Source organism: Streptomyces sp. NPDC005805 (assembly GCF_040630445.1).
GTDB lineage: Bacteria > Actinomycetota > Actinomycetes > Streptomycetales > Streptomycetaceae > Streptomyces.
This window is the reverse complement of record NZ_JBEXXN010000018.1, coordinates 13,088-34,431: the sequence shown is the minus strand read 5'-3', so window position 1 is coordinate 34,431 and position 21,344 is coordinate 13,088. Positions and strand designations below refer to the sequence as shown.

Sequence of the window (21,344 nt, the reverse complement as noted above, 5' to 3'; positions counted from 1 at the left end):
AACAGGGGGTGTTACCCGGGGGACGGGTGCGGCACCGGGGTCGTCAGGGGGAGTGCAGTCCGGTGAGGGCGGCCACCGTCTCCTTGTGCCGGCCGGGTGCGCCGAAGGCGGTCGCGTCGGCCTTGGCGCGCTTGAGGTAGAGGTGCGCGGGGTGCTCCCAGGTCATGCCGATGCCGCCGTGCAGTTGGACGCACTCCTCGGCGGCGCGCACGGCGACTCGGGAGCAGTAGGTCTGGGCGACGGCCGTCAGCAGGGCGGTGTCCTCGCTGCCGGTGGCGAGCGCGTCGGCCGCGGCGCGGGCGGCCGCCCGGGCGGAGACGACCTCCAGCCAGGTCCCCGCCATCCGGTGCTTGAGGGCCTGGAAGGAGCCGACGGGCCGGTTGAACTGGTGGCGTTCGCGGGTGTGCCGGACGGTCTCCGCGAGGCACCACTCCGCGATCCCGAGCTGTTCGGAGGCGAGCAGCGCGGCACCCGTGAGCAGGCCGCGCCGGACCGCCCGTTCGCTCTCCGCCGCCCCGGCGAGCGGAGTCCCGGCCCCGGTGGGGACGGTGACGGCGGCGAGCGGCCGGGTCAGGTCGAGGGCGATCAGGGGTTCGACGAGGGCGTCCCGCGCTTCCACCGCCCGCAGTCCCTCCGGCCCGGGGACGAGGAGGACGTCGGCGGAGGCCGCGTCCGCGACCGGGGTGATCCGGTCCGTGCCGCCGGGCAGCGGGTCGCCGGGGGCGAGGGAGAGGGGCACGGCGAGGGCGGCGGTGCGGCGGCCCTCGGCGAGGTCGCGCAGCAGGGCCTCGGTCTCCGCGCCGGGGGTGAGGGCGAGCAGCACGGAGGTGGCCACCACGGAACTGGTGAGATACGGGACGGGCGCGACTGCGCGGCCGAGTTCCTCCAGGACGACGGCGGCCTCGCGGTGGCTCGCGCCCGCGCCGCCGAGCTTCTCGGGCACCAGGAGTCCGGCCGCGCCGACCTCGGCGGCGAGGGCCCGCCAGAGGGCGGGGTCGGCGGCGGCGCCGCTCTCGGCCCCGGGGGCGGCGAGGACGGCGGCCGGGTCGGCGCGGGCGGTGAGCAGGGCGCGGACGGCGGCCCTGAGGTCGGTCTCGTCCTCGGAGTAGAGAAGGTCCGTCATCGGGCGAGGTCCTTCCAGGGGATGTCCTTGTCGTTGCGGGGCTCGGCGGGCAGGCCGAGGACGCGTTCGGCGACGATGTTCAGCAGCACCTCGCTGGTGCCGCCCTCGATGGAGTTGCCCTTGGAGCGCAGATAGCGGTAGCCGGCCCCGCGTCCGGTGAAGTCGACGAGTTCGGGGCGGCGCATGGTCCAGTCGTCGTACAACAGCCCGTCCGTGCCGAGGAGTTCGACCTCCAGGCCGCTGATCTCCTGGTTGAGCCGGGCGAAGGCGAGCTTCATGGCGCTGCCCTCGGGGCCGGGCTGTCCGGCGACGAGCTGCTGGCGCAGGCGTTCCCCGGCGAGCCGGGCGACCTCGGACTCGACCCACAGGTCCAGCAGCCGCTGGTGGAGGTCGTGGGTGCGCAGGTCGGGGCGTTCGCGCCAGGTGCGGGAGACGGGGCCGATCATGCCGCCCTCGCGGGGCAGGCGCTGGCCGCCGATGGAGACGCGCTCGTTCATCAGGGTGGTCTGGGCGACCTTCCAGCCCTCGCCGACACCGCCGAGGCGGTGGGCGTCGGGGATGCGGACGCCGGTGAGGAAGACCTCGTTGAACTCGGCCTCGCCGGTGAGCTGGCGCAGCGGCCTGACCTCCACACCGGGGTCGGTCATGTCGCAGACGAAGTAGCTGATGCCCCGGTGCTTGGGCTGGTCGGGGTCGGTGCGGGCGATGAGGATGGCCCAGCGGGCGAGATGGGCGCTGGAGGTCCACACCTTCTGGCCGTCGACCACCCAGTCGTCGCCGTCGCGGACGGCCCGGGTGCCGAGGGCGGCGAGGTCGGAGCCGGCGCCGGGTTCGGAGAAGAGCTGGCACCACACCTCCTCGCCGGTCCACAGCGGGCGCAGGAAGCGCTTCTTCAGCTCCTCGGAGCCGTAGGCGAGGAGGGTCGGCGCGGCCATGCCGAGGCCGATGCCGATGCGGCGCGGGTCGTTGTCGGGGGCTCCGGCGGCGGCGAGTCCGGCGTCCACCACGGCCTGGAGGGAGCGCGGGGCGCCGAGGCCGCCGAGCCCTTCGGGGTAGTGGACCCAGGCGAGTCCGGCGTCGAAGCGGGCGCGCAGGAAGTCCTCGCGCGGGGTACCGGCGGGCGGGTGGGCGTCGAGCAACGCGCTCACTCGGTCGCGGAGTTCGGCGGCGTCGGTCATCGGGCCGCTCCGTCCGTGCCGCCGGGGAGGACCACGAGGCGGCCGGTGGTGGTGCCGTCGGCGACGCGCTGTACGGCGCCGGCCGCGCCGGCCAGCGGCACCCGCTCGCTCACCAGGGGGCGGACGAGGCCCTTGGCGGCGTACTCGGTGAGCACCCGGTGGCACTCGGCGATGGCGGCGGGGTCCTTCTGCGCGTAGAGGCCCCAGTGCAGGCCGAGGATGGCGTAGTTCTTGACCAGGGCGTGGTTGAGGGCGGGCGCCGGGATGTCGCCGCTGGCGAAGCCGACCACCACGATCCGCCCCTCGAAGGCGACGCACTTGGCGGACTGGGTGTACGCGGGGCCGCCGACCGGGTCGTAGACCACGTCCGCCCCGCGTCCGCCGGTGGCCTCCTTCACGGCGGCGACCACGTCCTGTTCGCGGCGGTCGATGACCAGGTCGCAGCCGAGGGAGCGGGCGACGGCGGCCTTCTCCGGGCCGCCGACGACGCCGATCACGGTGGCGCCGGCCGCCTTGCCGAGCTGGACGGCGGCGCTGCCGACACCGCCGGCCGCCGCGTGTACGAGCAGGGTCTCGCCCTCCTGGAGGGCGGCCCTGCGGTGCAGGCCGAACCAGCCGGTCTGGTAGCCGATGTGCAGGGCCGCGGCCTCGGCGTCGTCCAGGGCCTCGGGCGCGGGCAGCAGGGCGGCCGCGTCGGCGGGGGCGTACTCGGCGAGGCCGCCGTACGGGAGGGCGGGGTTGGCGATGACCCGGCGGCCGTCCTCGGTCTCGCCGCAGATCTCGACGCCGGGGGTGAACGGCAGCGGCGGGCGGATCTGGTACTGGCCCCGGCAGAGCAGGGCGTCGGGGAAGTTGATGTTGGCGGCGAGGACCCTCAGCAGCACCTGCCCCTCGCCGGGCACCGGCCGGTCCACCTCGTCGAGCTGCATCACCTCGCCGGGCTCGCCGTTGCGGTGCACTCGCCATGCCTGCATCTCGGGGCCTCCCACCAGCCGTAGGGCAGTACGTGCGGATCACGGGCGAAGCATCACCCGCGCGACGCATACTAAGCGGTCGCTTGCCGCCTCGGGAAGCCCCCCGTGCCCGCACCCCCGCCCCGGCCGGGGGCCGGGCCCCGCGGGGGCAGCCCCGCTGAGGATCAGTCCCGCCGGGGCCGCGCGCGGACGTGCATCCGCTCCCCCTGCGGGCCGAACAGGCTCAGGAACTCCACCGGCGCCTCGTCCGCCGTGCCGAACCAGTGCGGCACCCGGGTGTCGAACTCGGCGGCCTCCCCCGCCGTCAGCACCACGTCGTGGTCGCCGAGGAGGAGGCGCAGCCGCCCGGAGAGCACGTACAGCCATTCGTAGCCCTCGTGGACACGCTGCTCGACCGGCTCCCGGGAGGGCTGGTAGACGCCCTTGAACGCCTGGAGGCCGCCGGGCCGGTTGGTCAGCGGGTACATCGTGCGGTGCCCACGGACCACGGGCTTGGCGCGCACCCGTGGGTCGCCGACGGGCGGGGCGCCCACGAGTTCGTCCAGCGGCACCTGGTGGGCGCGGGCGAGGGGCAGCAGGAGTTCCAGGGTGGGGCGGCGCCGGCCGGACTCCAGCCGGGAGAGGGTGCTCACGGAGATGCCCGTGGCCTCCGAGAGCGCCCCCAGGGTCGCGCCGCGCTCGCGGCGGATGCGGCGCAGCCGGGGGCCGACCTCGTTCAGCACCGCGTCCAGGGGTTCGCCGCCCGGCGCGCCGTTCTCGTCGCTCATACGTCCGTCAGCACGGCTCATGCGTCCGTCAGCACGGGAAGAGCTCGAAGGTGACGGCCGGGCGGCCGCCGAAGCGCGGCGCGGCGGCCTCGGCCGCCGACACCAGGAAGCCCCGGCAGTACGCCTCGGGGTCCTGCTCGGTCAACCCCTCGATATAGGCGCGGTGTTCGAGGAGGGAGAGGACGGAGCGCTCCAGCCCGGGGCGCGCGTCGACGGCGTGCGTGGGGCTCTGCGAACCGGCGACCGCCACCCAGCGCACCCCGCCCCAGGGTTCGAGCCCCTGCTCGGTCACCAGCTCGGGGAAGATCCAGCGGTTCCCGGCGTCGGCCGCCGCGTCCAGGGTGGCACGGCCGACCGCGCGGTGGTCGGGGGTGTTCCAGCCGACACCGCCCCAGGTGTCCCGGTGGTTGAGGGTGATCACCAGCTCCGGGCGGTGGCGGCGGATCGCGGCCGCGATGTCCCGCCGCAGGCCGGTGCCGTACTCCACGACGCCGTCCCGGTGGTCCAGGAACTCCACGGCCGAGACGCCGACCACGGCCGCGCTCGCCCGCTGCTCCCGCTCGCGCAGCGGCGCGGCCTCCTCGGGCGGCACCGAGTCGATGCCCGCCTCGCCCCGGGTGGCGAGCAGATAGACCACGTCCTTGCCCTGGTCGGTCCATCCGGCGACGGCGGCGGCGCAGCCGTACTCCAGGTCGTCGGGGTGGGCGACCACGGCCAGCGCCCGCTGCCAGTCGCCGGGCATCTCCGAAAGCTGCTGCGAAACGTCATCGGTCATACCCGGCACCCTACGGCCCGCCCGCCCGGAGGCGGCTGATCCGGTGTCGGACCTCGCCGCGTCCGGATACGCGGCCCTGATCAGGTGTCAGACCTCGCCGCGCGCCAGGCCGATGAGCCGGTCCAGGACCCGGGTGCCGCTCGCGCGGACGCCGTCGTGCTCGTACTCGTCCGTCACCCAGGTCCGCAGCCCGCCGACGGCCCGGGCGGTGGCCAGCGAGTGGGCCGTGTCCACGTACATGTCGTCGTGGTAGACGGCGGCGGCGACCGGGACGGTGTTCCCGGCGAGTCGCGCGGTGTCGTAGAGGACGGGCCAGTCGGTGCGGGCCGCCAGCAGCTCGGCCGTCTCGCGCAGGGGGCGCAGGGCCGGGTCGGTGGTGAAGTGCCAGGGGTGGATGGTCTCCCCGGTGAACAGCAGCGGCCCCTCCCCCGCGAGCGCGCCGGCCGCGTCGAATTCGGGGAACCCGGCGCGCACCCGTTCGGCGGCCCAGTCGGTGGGGCGTCCGCCCTGGGCGTAGATCGCCTCGTGGAGGACCGCGTACAGGGGGTTGGCGGCGAAGGAGAGGACCGGTCGGACGCCCGCGAGGAAGGCGTCGGACAGCTCGTGCCCGGCCGGGGTGCGCACAAAGGCGTTCTCCAGGAGGTAGTGCAGCTGGTGGCTGCCGTCCCCGGAGCCGAGCAGGATGCCGAGGGACTGGAAGACCTCGGGGGTGAGCCGGTGGCCGTCCGGCAGTTCGGCCGGGTGCTCCGCGAGGTGCGCGCCGATGCGGCGGGCGCGTTCCACGTCCTGCGGGTAACGGGCGTAGTGCGCCTCGTTCTTGCGCCGGATACGGGGATAGGCGGCCCGGTAGACGTCGTCGGCGTGGGCGTCCAGGGCGGGCAGCCCACCGGTGATCAGGACGGTGTCCAGGCCCTCGGGCGCGGTGGACAGGTAGTGGGTGGCGCAGAAGCCGCCGAAGCTCTGCCCGAGCACGGTCCAGGGCGCCCCGCCGGTGAGCTGCCGGCGGACGTTCTCGCAGTCGCGGACGATGGCGTCCGCACGGAAGTGGGCGAGGTACGCGGCCTGTTCGGCGGGGCCGCCGCGCAGCGGGAGGGTCTGCCGGTTGGCCGGGGTGGACCGGCCGGTGCCGCGCTGGTCGAGCAGGAGGACGCGGTACTCCTGGACGGCCCTCGCGAGCCACGCCTGCGCGCCGGTGAAGCGCCGGACGGCGTTGCCGGGGCCGCCCTCCAGATAGACCAGCCACGGCAGCCGGTCCCCGCCGGGCCGGGCGGCGGCGACCTCGCGGGCGTAGAGCTCGATCCGTTCGCCGGAGGGGTTGTCGTGGTCGAGGGGGACGGCGAAGTGGTGGTCGGTGAGGACGACTCCCGGCTGCCGGTAGCTGGCCAAAACTGCTGCTCCTGTGTGTGCGTGCCCCAGGGCGTGCCGCGCCCTCGTCCGCCCCAGTGGATCACAGGAGGGGCCGGACGAGGGCACGGCGGGGGCGGCCCGGCAGGGGCGCCGCTCCGGGCTCGGGTCAGCCGGTGGGGAAGTCGTCCGGGGTGCGGATCCGGTCGCGGACCCAGACCCCGGCGGGCTTCAGCGAGGAGGTCCCGGCCCAGGGGCCGCCCCGGTTGCAGGTCCCGGAGGTGAAGACGGCCCCGGAGCGGTGGTCGTCGGAGAAGTTCCAGTTGACCCAGCTGATCTTCTTGTTCGCCATCAGGTCGAGGTAGCGCTGCGCCATGGCGAAGTCGTTGGCGTCCTCGCCCGCGTAGTTCTGGGTGCCGAACTCGGTGACGAACACGGGGATCCGGTCGGCGGCCCGGGAGAGGGTGTCCAGGTACGCCTCGCGGTGGGAGGCGGCGTAGAAGTGGAAGGTGTACATGATGTTGGCGGCGTTGACGGGGTTGTTCACCACCTCGGACTCGTTCGCCCCCTCGGAGACGCCGAAGGACGACCAGGCGCGGGTGCCGACCAGGACCGGGGTCTCGGGGTCGTGGCTCCGGACGACCGGGATCAGCTGCTCGGCGTAGCTCTTGATGCGCGACCAGCTCACACCGCTGGGCTCGTTGGCGATCTCGTAGAGGAGGTTGGTCTTGGCGTTGTGGCGCTGGGCGATCTCGGCGAAGAAGGTCCTGGCGCGTTCGAGGTTGTGGTGGGGGTCGCCGGGGCTGAGCATGTGCCAGTCGACGATCACGTACATGCCGTGCGCGGTGGCCTGTTCGATGAGGGAGTGGGCGAGGTCGGTGTAGCGGCGGGGGTCGGTCTCGTAGCCTCCCTCCTGCACATAGGTGGAGACGCGCAGGACGTCGGCGCGCCAGTCGTTCGCGAGGGCGTCGAGCGAGCCGCCGGTGAGGCACTGGCTGTACCACTGGGTGCCGTGGCTGCTCATACCGCGCAGCTGGATCGGCTTGCCGTACCGGTTGCAGAGCTTGGTGCCGCAGACCCGGAGCTGCCCGTTGACGGCGGCGGGGCTGCCGGCGGGGGCGGCGGAGGTGCCGGGCGCGGCGGCAGGGGCCGGGGGCCGGGCGGAGGGGGCGGCGCCTTGCGCGGCGGGGGCCGCGGGGGCGGTGGTCAGGGCGAGGGCCAGGGCGGCGCCGAGGGCGCCGGTGGCGGCGAGGGGGCGGGGGAGGAACCGTGCCGGTCTCATGGGGGGTCTCCGTTGGCTGGGCGGACGGGCCGGGCGGTACCGGTGCGTCGGGGCGCACCGGGCGGAGCGCGATTGGAAGGAAACTTTCCTAACGAAGGAGATAGCAGGGTCCGCCGAGGCTCGGCAAGAGTCCGGACGGAACCCGTCCGCTCCGCCCGCGCCGTACGCGGGAGCCCGCCCGGGCCCCTGACCCGGACAGTCCGGGCCCGTGTGCGCCGCCCACCGGCCGCTCCTGGGGAGTGTCCGGAACGTCGCGCCGTTCGCCCGGACGCCGCGAACCGGGCGAGACGTTCCGGACACGGCCTAACGTTGGCCCATGATCCGGTTCGAGCAGGTCGCGAAGGTCTATCCGGACGGCACGACGGCCGTCGACGGGCTGTCGTTCGAGGTGGCCGAGGGCGAACTCGTCACCCTCGTCGGCCCGTCCGGCTGTGGGAAGACGACCACGATGATGATGGTCAACCGGCTCATCGAGCCCACCTCCGGCCGCATCCTGGTCGGCGGCGAGGACATCCGGACCGTGGACCCGGTGAAACTGCGCCGCCGGATCGGCTACGTCATCCAGCAGGCCGGGCTGTTCCCGCACCGGACCGTGCTCGACAACACGGCGACCGTCCCGGTGCTGACGGGCTGGAAGAAGTCCCGGGCCCGCGCCCGCGCCGCCGAACTCCTCGATCTGGTCGGCCTCGACCCCTCCGTCTACGGCGGCCGCTACCCGGCGCAGCTCTCCGGCGGGCAGCGCCAGCGGGTCGGCGTCGCCCGCGCGCTGGCAGCCGATCCGCCGGTGCTGCTGATGGACGAACCCTTCGGCGCGGTGGACCCGGTGGTGCGCGAGCGGCTCCAGAACGAGTTCCTGAACCTCCAGGCCACCGTGCGCAAGACCGTCCTGATGGTCACCCACGACATCGAGGAGGCGGTCCGGATGGGTGACCGGATCGCGGTGTACGGGCAGGGCCGGATCGAGCAGTTCGACACGCCCGGCGCGGTCCTGGGCACCCCGGCGACCCCGTATGTGGCCCGGTTCGTCGGCACCGACCGGGGCCTGAAGCGGCTGTCGGTCACCGCGATCGAGGCGGCCGACCTGGAGCAGCCGCCCACCGCGCGCGTCGACGAGCCGGCGGCGCCGGCGGCGGCCCGGCTGCGGGCGGACGAGGCCCGCTGGGCGGTGGTCCTGGACCGGGCGGGCGCCCTGCACGGCTGGGTGGCCACCGAGGCCCTGTCGCTCGCGGGCGGGCGGGGGACGGTCGGGGACCTGGCCCGGCGGATGGACGCGTGGGTACCGGTCGGCGCGCCCCTGAAGCAGGCGTTCAGCGAGATGCTCCAGCACGACGCCGGGTGGGTGGCGGTCCTGGACGGCGACCGCTTCCTCGGGGTGCTGACCCCGGCGAAGCTCCATGAGGCCCTGCGCCGCTCGGTGGACGCGGACGCGCAGGGGGTGGCGCGGGACGAGGTGGAGTTCGACTCGGTGGCGGACGCGTGAGCCGGCGCGGACTCGCCGGGTGCGCGGGGTGCGCGGGGCGGGTGCTCGCCCGGGGAGGACGGCCGCCCTGCCGCCCGGGGCGGGCGGCGGTCTTGACCGGGGCCGGGCGGCGGGCCTAGGTTCCACCGCGGCGCGCACGGAAAGCGCTTGCCGTACGGGCCGCCGCCCGAGGGCGGCCCGCCGCGACGCGAGGAGACGACCCTGACGGACCAGGGTCCAGCCCTCCCCGGCCCGGCCCTCCCCTACGACGGCCCGCCCGGCGGGATCGGCGTGTCCCGGCTGACGGTCTACGACTGGCCGGCCGCCGCCGCGCTGCCCGAGGACGGCACGGAGGAGGAGCTGGCGGCCGCGGCCCGCGGGCGGCGGGACCTGGCCCTGGAGGGGTACGCGCGGCTGCGCGAGGCGACGGGGGCCGGGGACCCGGAACCGCTCGCCGCCTTCCACCGCGCGGCGGGCGCCCTCGTCCGGGACCGGACCGGCGCCTGGCGGGAGCGCTGGCGGGCTGGCGCGGCGGCGGCCTCGGCGGCGACCGGGGAACAGCTCGATCTGCTGGCCGGGGGCGTTACGGGGTATCTGGCCGGGGCCGTGGTGCGGGCGGAACGCCCTCTGCCGGGGCGGCGGTTCGGGATGTGCGGACACCTGGAGACCTACGCGTCCGCGCACTGAGCGGCTTGGTACGGGTCAGGGCTTCAGCAGGCCCTTGGACTCCAGATAGGCCCGGGCGACGTCCTCCGGGAGGCGTCGCCAGCTGTCGACCTGCTGGTTGAGCCGGGCCAGGTCGGCGGTGGTGAGGACTTCGTTCAGCCGGTCGAGGGCTCCGGTGACGCCCTTGCCGCCGGCCCGGGCGCGGTTGACGACCGGCACGATGTAGTCCGCGTTCTGGAGGTGCTTGTCGTCGGCGAGCAGGACGAGGCCGAACTCGTCCAGGGTCGCGTCGGTGGTCGTGGTGAGGACCATCTGGTCGCGTCCGCTCTGGACGGCCTGCTTGGCCTGGGTGGTGCCCACGCCCTTGGGGTCCACGGCGATGATGTCGATCCCGTACACCTTGCGCAGGCCGGGGGCGCAGTAGGGGCGGCTGACGCACTCGTCGCCGGCCGCCAGCCGGACCGGGATCTTCGCGCGGCCGAGGTCGCCGAGGGTGCGCAGGCGGTGTTCGGCGGCGAACTCCCTGGTGACGGCGAAGGCGTTCTGGTCGACCGCGCGGCCGGGCGGGAGGACGTCGAGCCCGCGCGGGGTGGCGAGGCGGCGGAGCGCGGTCATGGTGGCGTCGAGGTCGGGCGATCCGGCGGGCGGGGCGTCGGGGCCGTTCTCCTTGGCGTTGAGCCAGTCCGCGAAGGTGGCCGCGTATTCGGGGACGACGTCGATCTGACCGCTCTCCAGGGCCGGTTCGTACAGCTCGCGGTTGGTGACGGAGAGGATCTCGGTGTCGTACCCGGCCTCCTCCAGCAGGAGGGCGTACATCCGGGCGAGGAGGTCGGACTCGGTGAAGCCGGCCGATCCGACGGTGAGGCTGCGGCTCTCGCCGGGCGGGGCGGTGATCTCGCCCTGGTCCTCCAGGGAGGGGCCGGTCGCGCAGGCGGCGGTGAGGGCGAGGAGGAACGCGGCGAGCACGGTCCGCAGGGCGAGGGCGGGCGGTGCGGTCATACGGCGCCGCTCCCCCGCGACCAGGCCGGGGCGAGCCGCTGCGCGAGTTCGAACAGCCCCTCCACGAGGAGGGCGAACACGGCGACGAGGACGGCCCCCGCGACCACCTGCGGGGTGGAGGCGAGGTTGAACCCGGCGGTGATGATCCGGCCCAGTCCCCCGCCGCCGGCCAGGGCCGCGATGGTGGCGGTGGCGACGAGTTGCACAGCGGCGATGCGCAGCCCGGTGGTGATCAGCGGCAGGGCGAGCGGCACCTCCACGCGCAGCATGGTCTGCGCGCCGGTCATGCCCATCCCCCGGGCCGCCCGCACCACGTCCGGGTCGACGCCGCGCATGCCGACATAGGCGTTGGTGAGGAGCGGCGGGACGGCGAAGAGGACCAGGGCGATGACGGTGGGCCAGGTCCCCCAGCCGCCGATCGGGCTGAGCAGCAGCAGGACGAGGACGGCGAAGGTGGGGACGGCGCGGCCGATGTTGGAGAGGTTGACGGCGAGTGCGCCGCCCTTGCCGAGGTGGCCGAGGACGAGGGCGACGGGGAGGGCGACCAGGCAGCTGATGCCGAGGCAGACCCCGGTGAGGTAGAGGTGTTCGATCAGGCGCTGGGTGATGCCGCCGTCGCCCGACCAGTTCGAGGCGGTGGTGAGCCAGTCCCAGGTGGCGGAGAGGGTGTTCACGCGGCCCCCTTCCGCGTCCAGGGGGTGAGCAGCCGCTGCACCAGCAGCAGGAGCAGGTCGGCGGCGACCGCGATGACCACGCACAGCACGGAGGCGGTGAGCACCTGGGCCTTGAAGTAGGTGTTCATCCCGGACCAGATGAGGTTCCCGAGGCCGCCGTAGCCGACGATCGCGCCGATGGTGACGAGGGAGACGGCCGAGACGGTGGCGATGCGCAGTCCGGCCATGGCGGCGGGCAGGGCGAGGGGCAGTTCGACGGTGCAGAGCAGGCGGACGGGTCCGTAGCCCATGCCGCGGGCGGCCTGCCGGGTCTCCTCGGGCACGGCGCGCAGCCCGGCGAGGATGTTGCGGACGAGGAGGGTGAGCGAGTAGAGGACCAGTCCCGCGACGACCAGGGCGGCGGAGAGTCCGTAGACCGGCAGCAGCAGGGAGAACATCGCCAGGGACGGGATGGTGTAGAGGATCGTCGTCAGGGCGAGGACGGGAGCCGCGGCCCAGCCCCAGCGGCGGGCGGCGACGGCGAGGGGCACGGCGAGGACCAGCCCGATGAGGACGGAGAGGAAGGTCAGCTCCAGGTGCTGGAGCACGGCGTCGACGAGGATCTCGCTGCGGGTGGAGAGGTAGTCGCCGCAGATCCACTCGTTGCGGGCGAGGCAGTCGTCGGGTGGCGCCGTCATCTGTCCATTGCAGCGCGGGCGGAGGACCGCCGCGCGGACTGGTGCGCTGTCCGGGGGCGGCGGGCGCGGACGCCTTTACCGGGGGAATGCGCGGACGCCGGGTGGCCGGACCGTGCGGTGACGGTCCGGGCGCCCGGCGTCCGTTGGCTTCTGCAATGGGATGTACGGCGGTCGAATCCGTGGATTCGGCCTTTCCGGTCAGTAGGGACCGTTGACGTTGTCGATCGAACCGTAGCGGTCGGCGGCGTAGTTGCAGGCGGCCGTGATGTTGGCGACGGGGTCGTAGCTGTCCGTCGAGGTGCCCGGGACGTGGTACGCCTGGAAGGTCGGGTCGATCACCTGGAGAAGGCCCTTGGAAGGCGTTCCCTTGGCGGCGTTGGAGTCCCAGTTGTTGATCGCCAGCGGGTTTCCGGAGGACTCCCGCATGATGTTGCGGTAGATGCCGTCGTAGCTGCCCGGAATTCCGTGCTGGGCCATGATGTCCAGCGATTCCTTGATCCAGCCGTCGAGGTCGTCCGAGTACGTCTTCGGGGCGGCCTCGGCCTGCTGCGCGACCGGGGCGGTGCGCTTCTCGGAGCGGTCGGCGCGCTCGGCGGCGGGCTTGGCGGGGGCCTTGGCCTTGGTGGCGGCCTTGCCGCCGACGGTCAGCTCCAGGCCGGGGTGGATCAGGGACGGGTTGGCGCCGACGGCCCGGCGGTTGTCCTGGTAGAGCTTCTGCCAGCCGCCTTCCAGGGAGTGCGCGGCGGCGATCGCGGACAGCGAGTCGCCGGCGACCACGGAGTAGGTGGCGGGCGCCTTCTTCGCGGGGGCGGCGGCCGCGGCGGCCGGGAGCTCCGCGGCGGGGGCGGCGGTGGCGGTGGCCGCGCCGAGGACCGGGAGGGCGAGGGCGGCGGTGCCGGTGCCGGCGGCGACGAGGTGGCGGGCCAGGCGGCTGGTCCTGGGGCGGCGGTGCTTGCCGTGTGCAGGCATGACGAGTTCCTCTCCGTCGCCTGCGAGGTGAGCTGTCGGGTTCGGGCTGGAGCTGCCCGGCCGCGCTGGGCGCGGCTTCACCCCGAGCCGTCCCGGTATCCCGTGTGGATTCCGGTCCGGCGACTTACCTGGTTCCCCCGCTCCTGCCGTTACGGGTGATGTGATCGGGTATCCGGACAGTGGCAGGATTCGGCGTTCCATCCGGAATGCCGCGACCGTAGGCGAGACGCTCGCCCGGGAACAAGCCTGGAATTCACAACCACAATGTCCGCGATCTCAAAGGGCGGGTAAATGATGTTGCGCATTCCCCGACGGGGCATCAGTTCGCTTGCACGGAAAGCCCTCTGGGGGTGCGCGGTGAACAACGGCGGAGTGGGCGCGTGACCGATGTCACGGAACCGATCACAAAGAACGCCAGATATCCCATTGGGCATGTAAACGGACATTGCGCCGCATGAATGCACAGGTTCCCCCCTCCCGAGAGAGAGGGGGGAATATGGTGGGAATTTCATCAATGATGCCCGTTTTGCACGCTATGCGTTTCCGGGTGCCCCGCGGACCAGGATGCGCCGCCCGGTGACCCGCTCCGGCGCGACGGCGATCCACAGCTCCCGGTCGCCGCCCGCCCACGGAGCGCTGTACGCGAGTTCGTCGAGCCGGCGGACCGCGTCCCCGTCCGCCACCGTCCGCGCGTCGCCCACCACCAGCACGCTCCAGCCCTGGCTGAACGCCTCGTCGATGTGGTCCACCTCGAAGGCGACCTCCCCGCCGGCGGCCCGGCCGGGCAGGGCCCCGGGGGAGGTGCGGAAGGCGACCTCGCCCTCCGAGACCACGTAGTTCACCGGCAGGATCGCGGGCCCGTCCGGGGTGGTCACGGCGACCCGCCCGACGCCGTGGGTGCCGAGCAGATCCCAGCATTCCGGTGCGTCCAGCTCCACCAGCTCCGGGTGGTAGCCCGCCCGGCCCAGCCCCTCCGGCAGGTCGGCCCCGCTGCCGGTGAGCGCGGTGACCGTCGTCTCCAGGGCGTCCGCGAGCCGCAGCAGGAACCCCATACCCGGGGCCGCGGGGTTCTCCTCCAGGTACTGGATGTAGCCGGGGGCCGATCCGGCCCGGGTGGCGACCTCCTCGCGAGAGAGCCCCAGCTCCCGCCGCCGCGCCCCGACCCGGCGGCCGATGTCCCCGCCGAGTCGTCCCCGGCCTGCTCCGGATGGCTCCGTGTGCGGTTGTCCCGGCATGGTCGGGCACCTTCCCCTGTCGGTCGGTCCGGGTGGGCCGGTCGCCCGGCGCGGACACGGCGCGTACGCCGTCCCGCGCCCACGGTAGTCAGCGGGGGCCGGGCCCGCACGGCGGCGACGCGCGGCGGGCACCCGGCCGCGGGGTCCCGGACAGACTCGGAAATACTGTCCCCAACAGGACCGCACGCATGTGGAGGTACCGCGCATGACTTCTCCGGCAGGCCCGCGCACAGGCCCTGGGACCGGTGCGCGATGAGACACCGCTCGGTGGCCGACCTGATGACCCCGCAGGCGGTGGTCGCCCAGCCCGGCACGGCCTTCAAGGAGATCGCCCGGCTGCTCGACGAGTACGGGATCACCGCCGTGCCCGTGGTCGACGAGGAGGGCCGACCCCTGGGGGTCGTCTCGGAGGCGGACCTGCTGCGCCGGCACACCGGCGGCACCGCCTCCGACACCGCCGAAGGGCTGATGACCAGCCCGGCGGTGGTGGCCCGGCCCGAATGGAGCGCGGTGGCGGCCGCCCGGGTGATGGAGGAGAGGCACATCAAGCGGCTGCCCGTGGTGGACGGCACGGGGCGGCTCATCGGGGTGGTGAGCCGCAGCGATCTGCTCCAGCTCTTCCTGCGCCGGGACCGGTCGATCCAGGAGGAGATCGTCGAGGACGTGCTCTCGGGCACCCTCGGGGTCTCCCCCGCCGCGGTCTCGGTGCAGGTCGACGACGGCCGGGTGACCCTCAGCGGCACCCTGGAGCAACGCTCCCTGGTACGGATCGTCGTCCGTCTGTGCCAGAGCATCGACGGTGTGGTGGATGTGGTCGACCGGCTCGACTGGGAGGCCGACGACATGGCGGGACCGGTGGCCTGACCCTCCCGGCGGGGGGCCGGGCCGGGGCGGGTGTCAGGCGTCGGGGAGGTCCAGGGTGCGGGAGGTGCCCGGGGCGACGGTCACCGTGCGGTCGCCGAGGCGTACGTCGATGGGCAGGCCGTCCGGGGTGGCCGGGAGGGCGATCGTCAGCTCCCCCGGCCGCATCCGCACCCCGACGCCCCAGTGGCCGTGGTAGCGCACGCTGAACCCGTACTCCGCGAGCTGCGGGGAGGGCACCGGGTCGAACCACAGGGCGCCGGAGCGGGTCTCCATGCCGGTCAGCCCGCGCTGGACCAGGTCCAGGGTGCCCGCCATCGCGCCCAGGTGGACGCCCTCCTCCGTGGTGCCGCCCTGGAGGTCCGCGATGTCCCCCTCCAGCGCCTCACGGCAGAAGTCCCACGCCTCCTCCCGCCGGACCCGGGCGAGCACCCAGCCGTGGACCAGCCCGCTGAGTGTGGAGCCGTGGCTCGTCCGGCGCAGGTAGTAGTCGACCGTGCGGTGCCAGGTCCGGTCGTCCAGCTCGTAGCCGAGCCGGGCCAGCAGGGCGCGCAGCTCCGCCGGTGCGAACAGGTAGCCGAGCATCAGCACATCGGCCTGCTTCGACGCCTGGTAGCGGTTGACCGTGTCGTCCTCCGCCTCCAGCACCCGGTCCAGGCGGCGGATGTCCCCGTGCCGGGCCCGCAGCCCCGCCCAGTCCAGCTCGGCCAGCTCCCCGTAGCCGTGGAACTGGCTGATGACACCGTCGTGGAAGGGGACGTACAGCTTCCGTGACACCTCCTCCCAGTGCTCCAGCTCGGTGGTGGTGAGCCCATGGCGCTCGAACAGCTCGACGCGGCGCGGCTCGGGCAGTTCACGGGCCACCTCCAGGGCCCGGGCGAGCACCCAGGCGGCGGTGACGTTGGTGTACGCGTTGTCGTCGAGCCCCGGCCGCTCCGCGTCCGGATAGGCGTCGTGGTACTCGTCGGGTCCGACGACCCCCCGGATCCGGTAGCGGCCGAGGCCGGGGTCCCAGTCCGCGAAGTCCGCCCAGAAGCGGGCGATCCCGGTGAGCATCGCCGCGCCCTTGGTGTGCAGGAACTCGGCGTCGCCGCTCGCCTCGCAGTACTGCCAGACGTTGTACGCGATGGCCGAGCCGACGTGGTGCTGGAGGCGGGAGTGGTCGGGCAGCCAGCGGCCGGAACGGGGGTTGAGATGGAGCTGCTGGGTCTCCTCCCGGCCGTCGCTGCCGCTCTGCCACGGGTACATGGCCCCCTGGTAGCCGGCGTCGCGGGCGAGGACGCGGGCGGCCTCCAGGCGGCGGTGGCGGTAGGTGAGCAGGGCGCGGGAGACCTCCGGGAAGCGCAGGTTGAGGTAGGGCAGGACGAACAGCTCGTCCCAGAAGACGTGTCCGCGGTACGCCTCGCCGTGCAGGCCCCGGGCCGGGACACCGACGTCGAGGTCGGCCGTGTGCGGGGAGAGGGTCTGCAGGACGTGGAAGAGGTGCAGCCGCAGGATCCGGCCGGCCTCGCCGCGCACGTCCAGGTCGCCGCGCCGCCACAGGGCCCGCCAGGCCGTGCGGTGGGACTCCAGGAGGGTGTCGAAGTCCGGCGCACGGCGCACCCGGTCGGCCGCCGCGTGCAGCGGGTCGCTGATCGCGGGGTCGCGCGAGGTGTGCAGGGCCACGATCTTGTCGACGGTGCGCGGGCGGCCGTGGGTGAGGGTGAGCCGCAGGAGTTGCACGGCCCGCATGGGCTCGTGGGCGGTGCGGGGCAGTTCGTGGGCGGCGGGCGCGTCGGCGCCGGTGCGGGCGGCGAGGCCGACGCGGATGTCGGAGGTGACCGTCCGGCAGCGCAGCCAGACCACCTCCGGGTCGCCGTCGCCCGCGTTGACGTGCACCAGGTGACGGCCGTCGAGGTCGCGGTAGCGGGCGACGCCGCTGTTGGTGACGGTGCCGTCGAGGGCCGCCTCCACCTCGATGTCGCCGGACCAGCCCTCGGCGGTGAACTCGGTGCGCAGGGCGGCCAGATGGGGGTCGCCCATGTGCACCAGGCGGAGCTGGCGGACCGTCAGGGTGCGTCCGTCCGGGGCGGCGTAGCGCATGGTGCGTTCCAGGGTGCCGGAGCGGAGGTCGAGTTGCTGGCGGTGTTCGCGCAGTCCGTCGCCGTCGGGTGTGAACCAGGGCTCGTCGCCCTCCTCGCTGTGCGGGCGGAAGCGCAGCGGGAGCCAGTCGGGGAGGTTGACCATGTCCTCGTTCTCGACCTGGCGGCCTGCGATGTCCGAGGTCAGCCGGTTGTAGCAGCCGGCCGCGTAGGTGCCGGGGTAGTGGTACTCGCCGGCGGTGCACTCGGGGGCCGCGCCGCGGGTCGCGAAGTAACCGTTGCCCAGGGTGCACAGGGCTTCGCGCAGCCGCTCGCTGCCGGGGTCGTAGCCCTCGTAGGCCCAGATCCAGTCCTCGTCGTTCATGCCGCGCCCCCGCTCGCCCCGGCGGTCGTCGCGCCGGGCGCACCTGCGGTCGCGTCGCCGCTCGTCTCGTCGTGGTTCATGTCGTGTCCCCGGTCGGGAGGAGGTCGCCGAGATCGCGGACGACGAGGTCGGCGCCGTGTTCGCGCAGGGCGTCGGCGGTGCCGGGGCCGCCGGTCCGGTCCACGCCGACGACCAGGCCGAAGCCGCCCCGGTGGCCGGCCGCGACGCCCGCGAGGGCGTCCTCGACGACCACGGTGCGGGCCGGGTCGGCGCCGAGGCGGCGCGCGGCCTCCAGGAACAGTGCCGGGTCCGGCTTGCCGGGCAGCCCGAGCCGGGCCGCCTCGTTGCCGTCGACCAGGGCGTCCAGCCGGGGCAGCACTCCGGCGCGGGTGATCAGCTCCCGGGCGTGGCGGGAGGCGGAGACCGCGGCGAGGGGCACCCCGGCGGTGTGCAGCAGCTCCAGCAGGCGCAGGGTGCCCGGGTAGGCGTCGACGCCGTCGTGCGCCAGCCGTTCGGTGAACAGCCGGTCCTTGTACGCGGCGACCGCGCCGACGCTGCCGGTGCCCGGCGGGTCGTCCGGGCCGCCCTCGGGGAGGGTGAGCCCCCGGGAGGCGAGGAACGCGGCGGCGCCGTCGGCCCGGGAACGGCCGTCGACATGGCGCAGGTAGTCCGCGACCGGGTCGAAGGGGCGCCGGTCGGCGGGGGCCTCGGGCGGGTGGTCGCGCAGGCAGGCGTCGAAGGCGGTCTTCCAGGCGGCGGCGTGGACGCGGGCGGAGTCCGTGATGACACCGTCGGTGTCGAGGACGACGGCGTCGAAGGGGCGGAGCGCGTCGGGGACGGAGGTGGGGGCGGGGCGGGCGGGGGCGGGGTGCGTGTCCGCGTGGTCGCGGTCGGCGGGGGTGCGGTTCGCGGCCGCGCCGGAGTGGTCGGCGGGGGTGCTCGCTGCGGCCATCCCGGTCCCTCCTCTCCGGCCCGGGCCCGGGTCTCCGCCCGCGCCGGGCGTCGCGCGGGCCCTCCGATCAGGATGGCGTCGCGACGCCGGGCCCGCCTGCGGAGCGGGACGGGCCCGGGACGGCGGGCGGCCGGGGGCGTGAAGGGGGACCCTGGAGGCGTACGGGTGTGAGGAGGGCGTGCGATGGTCCGCCAGGTGACCGCGGGGGTCGACAGCTCGGAGGAGAGCGTCGCGGCGGGGCACTGGGCCGCGCGTGAGGCGGTGCTCCGCGGTGCGCGGCTGCTGCTGGTGCACGTCGAGGAGTGGCCGCTGCCGCTCGCCGTGGCCGTGCCGACGATCGACCGGGACGACCACCGGCACTGGGCGGACCGGATGCTGGAGGAGGTCGCCGGGGAGCTGCGGCGCGCCCACCCGGATGTCGACTTGGCGACCCGGCGGCTCTCCGGGCGGGCCGCCGCCGCGCTCGCGGTGGAGTCCGCCGAGGCGGAGCTGCTGGTGCTGGGCTCTCGGGGGCTGGGCACGGTGGCCGGGGCGCTGATGGGGTCCGTCGGCATGGGCGTGATCGCGGCGACGACGACGCCTGTGGTGCTCGTCCGGGCCGGGGGGCGTGAGGCGGCGGGCGGGGTGGTGGTCGGGGTGGACCCGCACGACGACACCGACCAGGTGCTGGACTTCGGCTTCGCCGCCGCGCTGCGGGGCGGGCGGCCGCTGCACGCGGTGCACGCGGCGCGGATCGCGCGCTTCCACTCGCACTCGCCGGGGCACCGGGCGGCCGCCGAGCGCCGTGCGGCGGAGGAACTGGCCGGGGTGCTGGACCCCTGGCGACGCCGCTACCCGACGGTCCCGGTCGTCGAGCGCGCGGTCGAGGGCTCCCCCGGCCAGGCCCTGGTGGAGGAGGCGGCGGACGCGTCACTCGTCGTGGTCGGCCGCCGCGTCCGCCGGGCCCCGGTCGTCCCGCACATCGGCCCCGTGACCCACGCGGCGATCCACCACTGCGCGGCCCCGGTCGCCGTGGTGGCCCACGGCTGAGGGGGCGGGGGCGGCGCGGGTCGCCGCCCCCGCCCTGCGGCGCGCCGCGCCGCGGACTCCGGCGCGCCCGGAGTGAGCGGCTCCGGGCCGGCTCGGGGGCGCGGCGGGCCATGGGCCGCGGGCTCCGCGCCGGTGCGGAACGCGGCCTCGGACGGCCGTAGTCCGGTGCGGACGCCATGGCCGCTCCCACCGCCTCCTAGGCCGCGGGCCGCGAGCGCGGGTCGCCGCCGCGGCTTGGCGGCGTGCCGCGCCGCGCGCTGTGGACTCCGCGTCACGCGCTCGGCCCCCCGGCTCGGCGGCGCGGCGGCCTGCGGGGCACAGGCTCCGGCCTGCCGACGTCGGTCGCCCGCGCATCGACGCGGTGGCGCCCGCGGCGATACGCCACTGCGCCACGTCGGCCGCCGTCATGACTCCTGGCTGACGGGCGCAACCGGCGGCGGCGTGCCGGGCGGCGTGGGTCACCGCCGTAGCCGAGCGGTGTACCGCGCCCCGCGCTGCGGACTCCGGTTCGCAGCCGGGCAGTGCGGCTCCGCGCCACAGGCTCGGGGCCGCAGGCTCCGCGCCGGTGCGGGACGGGGCCTCGGGCGGTCCCGAGGACCGGACGCCCCCCGCTGCGCACGGCCGACCTCGGCCGGTGCCAAGGCACCAGGCACCGGACCGCTCGGCGCTGAGCGCCAAGAGTCCGGCCACCCGGGCCGGGGCTACGGCGCGGAGTACGGACGGCCGTAGTCCGGTGCGGACACCGTGCCCGCTCCCACCGCCTCCAGGTCGCGGTCGGCCGCGCGCATCAGCTGGCGTACCACGCTGTGCATGGCGCGCGCGGCGGCGAGTTCCTCGCCGATCTCGGGGACGTCGACGTCCTGGGGGCTGCAATGGGCCGTGCCGTAGCCCGTGATCGTGCCGTTGCCCGTGGCCAGTCTCGCGCGGGCCCGGGTGGTGCCGTCGTCCTCGACGAGGACGACGTCGACCTTCCACTCCAGCGTTCTCACCATGGCGCACTCTCCCCGCCGGTCGGAACTTCCGCTCTGTTCTCCAGGATCCGCCCGTGCCCGCCGTGGGGCGAGACGGGCGGACCGGGGGCCGGGCGGAGAGCGTCCCGGGGGCGGGAGGAGAATGGCCGGCATGACGAGCTCCCTGCTCCGCCCCCGCGGCCGTGCCCGCACCGCCGGCGACCGGCCGCGGGCCGCGTCCGGCAGCACCCTCCCGACGCCGATACTCGACTGGGAGCACCCGCGCGTGGGCCGCCTCGCCAGTGCGGCCGGGGCGACCCGCACCCCGGACGGCGGGGCGGGCGACGGCGGCGGACCGGCCCTGGCCACCCGGCAGTTGGAGATGCTGCGGCGGGCGCACCGGCTGATCACGGCGGCCGTGCGGCCGGTGTACTCCGTGCGGGACGACCGTCCCGTCTCCGAGGTGCTGCGCCGGGGCCGGGGCTCGTGCAGTCAGCGGCTGGCGGTGCTGGAGTGCGTCGCCCGCGCGGGCGGTGTGCCGACCCGGGTGCGGGGGCTCGTGGTGGACGGCGCCCTCTGGTACCCGCGGTTCCCGAGGCTGCGCAGGATCGTGCCGGATCAGGTGCTGCTGGCCTGGCCCGAGTTCCGCCCGGGCGGGGCGGACGGAGCCTGGCTACCGGTGTCCGAACTCTTCGGCGAGCTGGGCGAGTTGAGCGCCCGGCCCGGTGGCGGGTTCACCAACGCGGGCGCGGAGACCCTGTTCGAGGCACTGTCGCGGACCGCGGTCGACTGGGACGGGACGACCGTGTGCCCGGCGGACGGCACCTCCTGTGATCTGTCCGGGAGTGTGCTCGCCGACCTCGGGCACTTCGACTCCCGGGACGAGCTGTTCGCCGCGCACGGGCAGACGCTGTGCGCGGCGGCCAGGCTGGTCGCCGACCCCGTGCTCGGCCGGCGGTCCGCGGGCGCCCGCTGAGCCGTGCGC

Annotated in this window: 19 protein-coding genes, 1 pseudogene and 1 riboswitch; of the genes and pseudogenes, 5 read left to right on the top strand and 15 right to left on the bottom strand. The window is 74.9% G+C overall.

Annotated features, from left to right (window positions below):
* Nucleotides 1–43 precede the first annotated feature (43 nt).
* The 7 genes from ABZ457_RS12885 to ABZ457_RS12855 form a co-directional block, all read right to left on the bottom strand.
* Nucleotides 44–1,123 carry an acyl-CoA dehydrogenase family protein gene (locus tag ABZ457_RS12885; RefSeq protein ID WP_359157029.1) on the bottom strand — a complete coding sequence of 360 codons (1,080 nt, stop codon included), beginning with the start codon at nucleotides 1,121–1,123 and terminating at the stop codon, nucleotides 44–46.
* A complete protein-coding gene (locus ABZ457_RS12880; RefSeq protein WP_359157027.1) occupies nucleotides 1,120–2,301 on the bottom strand; it encodes an acyl-CoA dehydrogenase family protein in 1,182 nt (393 codons plus the stop codon). Before ABZ457_RS12880 ends, ABZ457_RS12885 begins: the two co-directional genes overlap by 4 nt.
* On the bottom strand, nucleotides 2,298–3,275 hold the full coding sequence (locus ABZ457_RS12875) for an NADPH:quinone oxidoreductase family protein (RefSeq protein ID WP_359157025.1): 978 nt from the start codon (nucleotides 3,273–3,275) through the stop codon (nucleotides 2,298–2,300). The genes ABZ457_RS12880 and ABZ457_RS12875 overlap by 4 nt, the downstream gene beginning before the upstream one ends.
* A gap of 164 nt (nucleotides 3,276–3,439) precedes the next feature.
* On the bottom strand, nucleotides 3,440–4,042 hold the full coding sequence (locus ABZ457_RS12870; protein ID WP_359157023.1) for a cupin domain-containing protein: 603 nt from the start codon (nucleotides 4,040–4,042) through the stop codon (nucleotides 3,440–3,442).
* A gap of 28 nt (nucleotides 4,043–4,070) precedes the next feature.
* Nucleotides 4,071–4,817, bottom strand: coding sequence for a PIG-L family deacetylase (locus ABZ457_RS12865; protein WP_359157021.1), 747 nt, complete (start codon nucleotides 4,815–4,817; stop codon nucleotides 4,071–4,073).
* 87 nt (nucleotides 4,818–4,904) lie between these two features.
* A complete protein-coding gene (locus ABZ457_RS12860) occupies nucleotides 4,905–6,203 on the bottom strand; it encodes an alpha/beta fold hydrolase (RefSeq protein WP_359157019.1) in 1,299 nt (432 codons plus the stop codon).
* A 127-nt stretch (nucleotides 6,204–6,330) separates the two neighbouring features.
* The gene (locus ABZ457_RS12855; RefSeq protein WP_359157017.1) at nucleotides 6,331–7,443 is read right to left on the bottom strand and encodes a glycoside hydrolase family 5 protein; all 1,113 of its coding nucleotides are present in this window, start codon (nucleotides 7,441–7,443) and stop codon (nucleotides 6,331–6,333) included.
* Between the two features lie 316 nt (nucleotides 7,444–7,759).
* Here ABZ457_RS12855 and ABZ457_RS12850 point away from each other — a divergent pair, with 316 nt between their 5' ends.
* Both ABZ457_RS12850 and ABZ457_RS12845 read left to right on the top strand, forming a co-directional pair.
* Nucleotides 7,760–8,923, top strand: coding sequence for a betaine/proline/choline family ABC transporter ATP-binding protein (locus ABZ457_RS12850; RefSeq protein WP_359157015.1), 1,164 nt, complete (start codon nucleotides 7,760–7,762; stop codon nucleotides 8,921–8,923).
* 348 nt (nucleotides 8,924–9,271) lie between these two features.
* Nucleotides 9,272–9,589: pseudogene (locus ABZ457_RS12845) on the top strand (cupin); the annotation flags it as partial.
* A 15-nt stretch (nucleotides 9,590–9,604) separates the two neighbouring features.
* On the opposite strand, the gene ABZ457_RS12840 reads toward ABZ457_RS12845, so the two are convergent.
* The 5 genes from ABZ457_RS12840 to ABZ457_RS12820 all read right to left on the bottom strand — a co-directional run bounded on the left by ABZ457_RS12840 (nucleotide 9,605) and on the right by ABZ457_RS12820 (nucleotide 14,122).
* Nucleotides 9,605–10,567, bottom strand: coding sequence for an ABC transporter substrate-binding protein (locus tag ABZ457_RS12840; protein WP_359157013.1), 963 nt, complete (start codon nucleotides 10,565–10,567; stop codon nucleotides 9,605–9,607).
* Nucleotides 10,564–11,241 (bottom strand): ABC transporter permease, encoded by a 678-nt coding sequence (locus ABZ457_RS12835; RefSeq protein ID WP_359157011.1) that lies wholly within the window; start codon nucleotides 11,239–11,241, stop codon nucleotides 10,564–10,566. Before ABZ457_RS12835 ends, ABZ457_RS12840 begins: the two co-directional genes overlap by 4 nt.
* Entirely contained in the window at nucleotides 11,238–11,918 is a 681-nt protein-coding gene (locus tag ABZ457_RS12830) for an ABC transporter permease (RefSeq protein WP_359157009.1), read from the bottom strand. Before ABZ457_RS12830 ends, ABZ457_RS12835 begins: the two co-directional genes overlap by 4 nt.
* A 198-nt stretch (nucleotides 11,919–12,116) precedes the next feature.
* Nucleotides 12,117–12,887: a LysM peptidoglycan-binding domain-containing protein gene (locus tag ABZ457_RS12825; protein WP_359157007.1), complete on the bottom strand. Its 771-nt coding sequence runs from the start codon at nucleotides 12,885–12,887 to the stop codon at nucleotides 12,117–12,119.
* Between the two features lie 4 nt (nucleotides 12,888–12,891).
* A riboswitch (cyclic di-AMP (ydaO/yuaA leader) is annotated at nucleotides 12,892–13,092 on the bottom strand.
* 328 nt (nucleotides 13,093–13,420) lie between these two features.
* The gene (locus tag ABZ457_RS12820) at nucleotides 13,421–14,122 is read right to left on the bottom strand and encodes a pyridoxamine 5'-phosphate oxidase family protein (protein WP_359157005.1); all 702 of its coding nucleotides are present in this window, start codon (nucleotides 14,120–14,122) and stop codon (nucleotides 13,421–13,423) included.
* A 252-nt stretch (nucleotides 14,123–14,374) separates the two neighbouring features.
* On the opposite strand from ABZ457_RS12820, the gene ABZ457_RS12815 reads away from it, so the two are divergent.
* Nucleotides 14,375–14,986 (top strand): CBS domain-containing protein, encoded by a 612-nt coding sequence (locus ABZ457_RS12815; RefSeq protein ID WP_359157003.1) that lies wholly within the window; start codon nucleotides 14,375–14,377, stop codon nucleotides 14,984–14,986.
* Nucleotides 14,987–15,019: 33 nt separating this feature from the next.
* On the opposite strand, the gene ABZ457_RS12810 is transcribed toward ABZ457_RS12815, so the two are convergent.
* Both ABZ457_RS12810 and ABZ457_RS12805 read right to left on the bottom strand, forming a co-directional pair.
* A complete protein-coding gene (locus ABZ457_RS12810; RefSeq protein WP_359157001.1) occupies nucleotides 15,020–17,428 on the bottom strand; it encodes a glycosyl hydrolase family 65 protein in 2,409 nt (802 codons plus the stop codon).
* 76 nt (nucleotides 17,429–17,504) lie between these two features.
* Complete coding sequence (locus tag ABZ457_RS12805; RefSeq protein WP_359156999.1) at nucleotides 17,505–18,380, bottom strand: HAD-IA family hydrolase; 876 nt, start codon at nucleotides 18,378–18,380, stop codon at nucleotides 17,505–17,507.
* 183 nt (nucleotides 18,381–18,563) lie between these two features.
* On the opposite strand from ABZ457_RS12805, the gene ABZ457_RS12800 reads away from it, so the two are divergent.
* Complete coding sequence (locus tag ABZ457_RS12800; protein WP_359156997.1) at nucleotides 18,564–19,409, top strand: universal stress protein; 846 nt, start codon at nucleotides 18,564–18,566, stop codon at nucleotides 19,407–19,409.
* 701 nt (nucleotides 19,410–20,110) lie between these two features.
* On the opposite strand, the gene ABZ457_RS12795 is transcribed toward ABZ457_RS12800, so the two are convergent.
* Nucleotides 20,111–20,401: a DUF1876 domain-containing protein gene (locus tag ABZ457_RS12795; RefSeq protein WP_359156995.1), complete on the bottom strand. Its 291-nt coding sequence runs from the start codon at nucleotides 20,399–20,401 to the stop codon at nucleotides 20,111–20,113.
* A gap of 130 nt (nucleotides 20,402–20,531) precedes the next feature.
* On the opposite strand from ABZ457_RS12795, the gene ABZ457_RS12790 reads away from it, so the two are divergent.
* Entirely contained in the window at nucleotides 20,532–21,335 is an 804-nt protein-coding gene (locus ABZ457_RS12790; protein WP_359156992.1) for a transglutaminase domain-containing protein, read from the top strand.
* The last annotated feature ends 9 nt before the right edge of the window (nucleotides 21,336–21,344 follow it).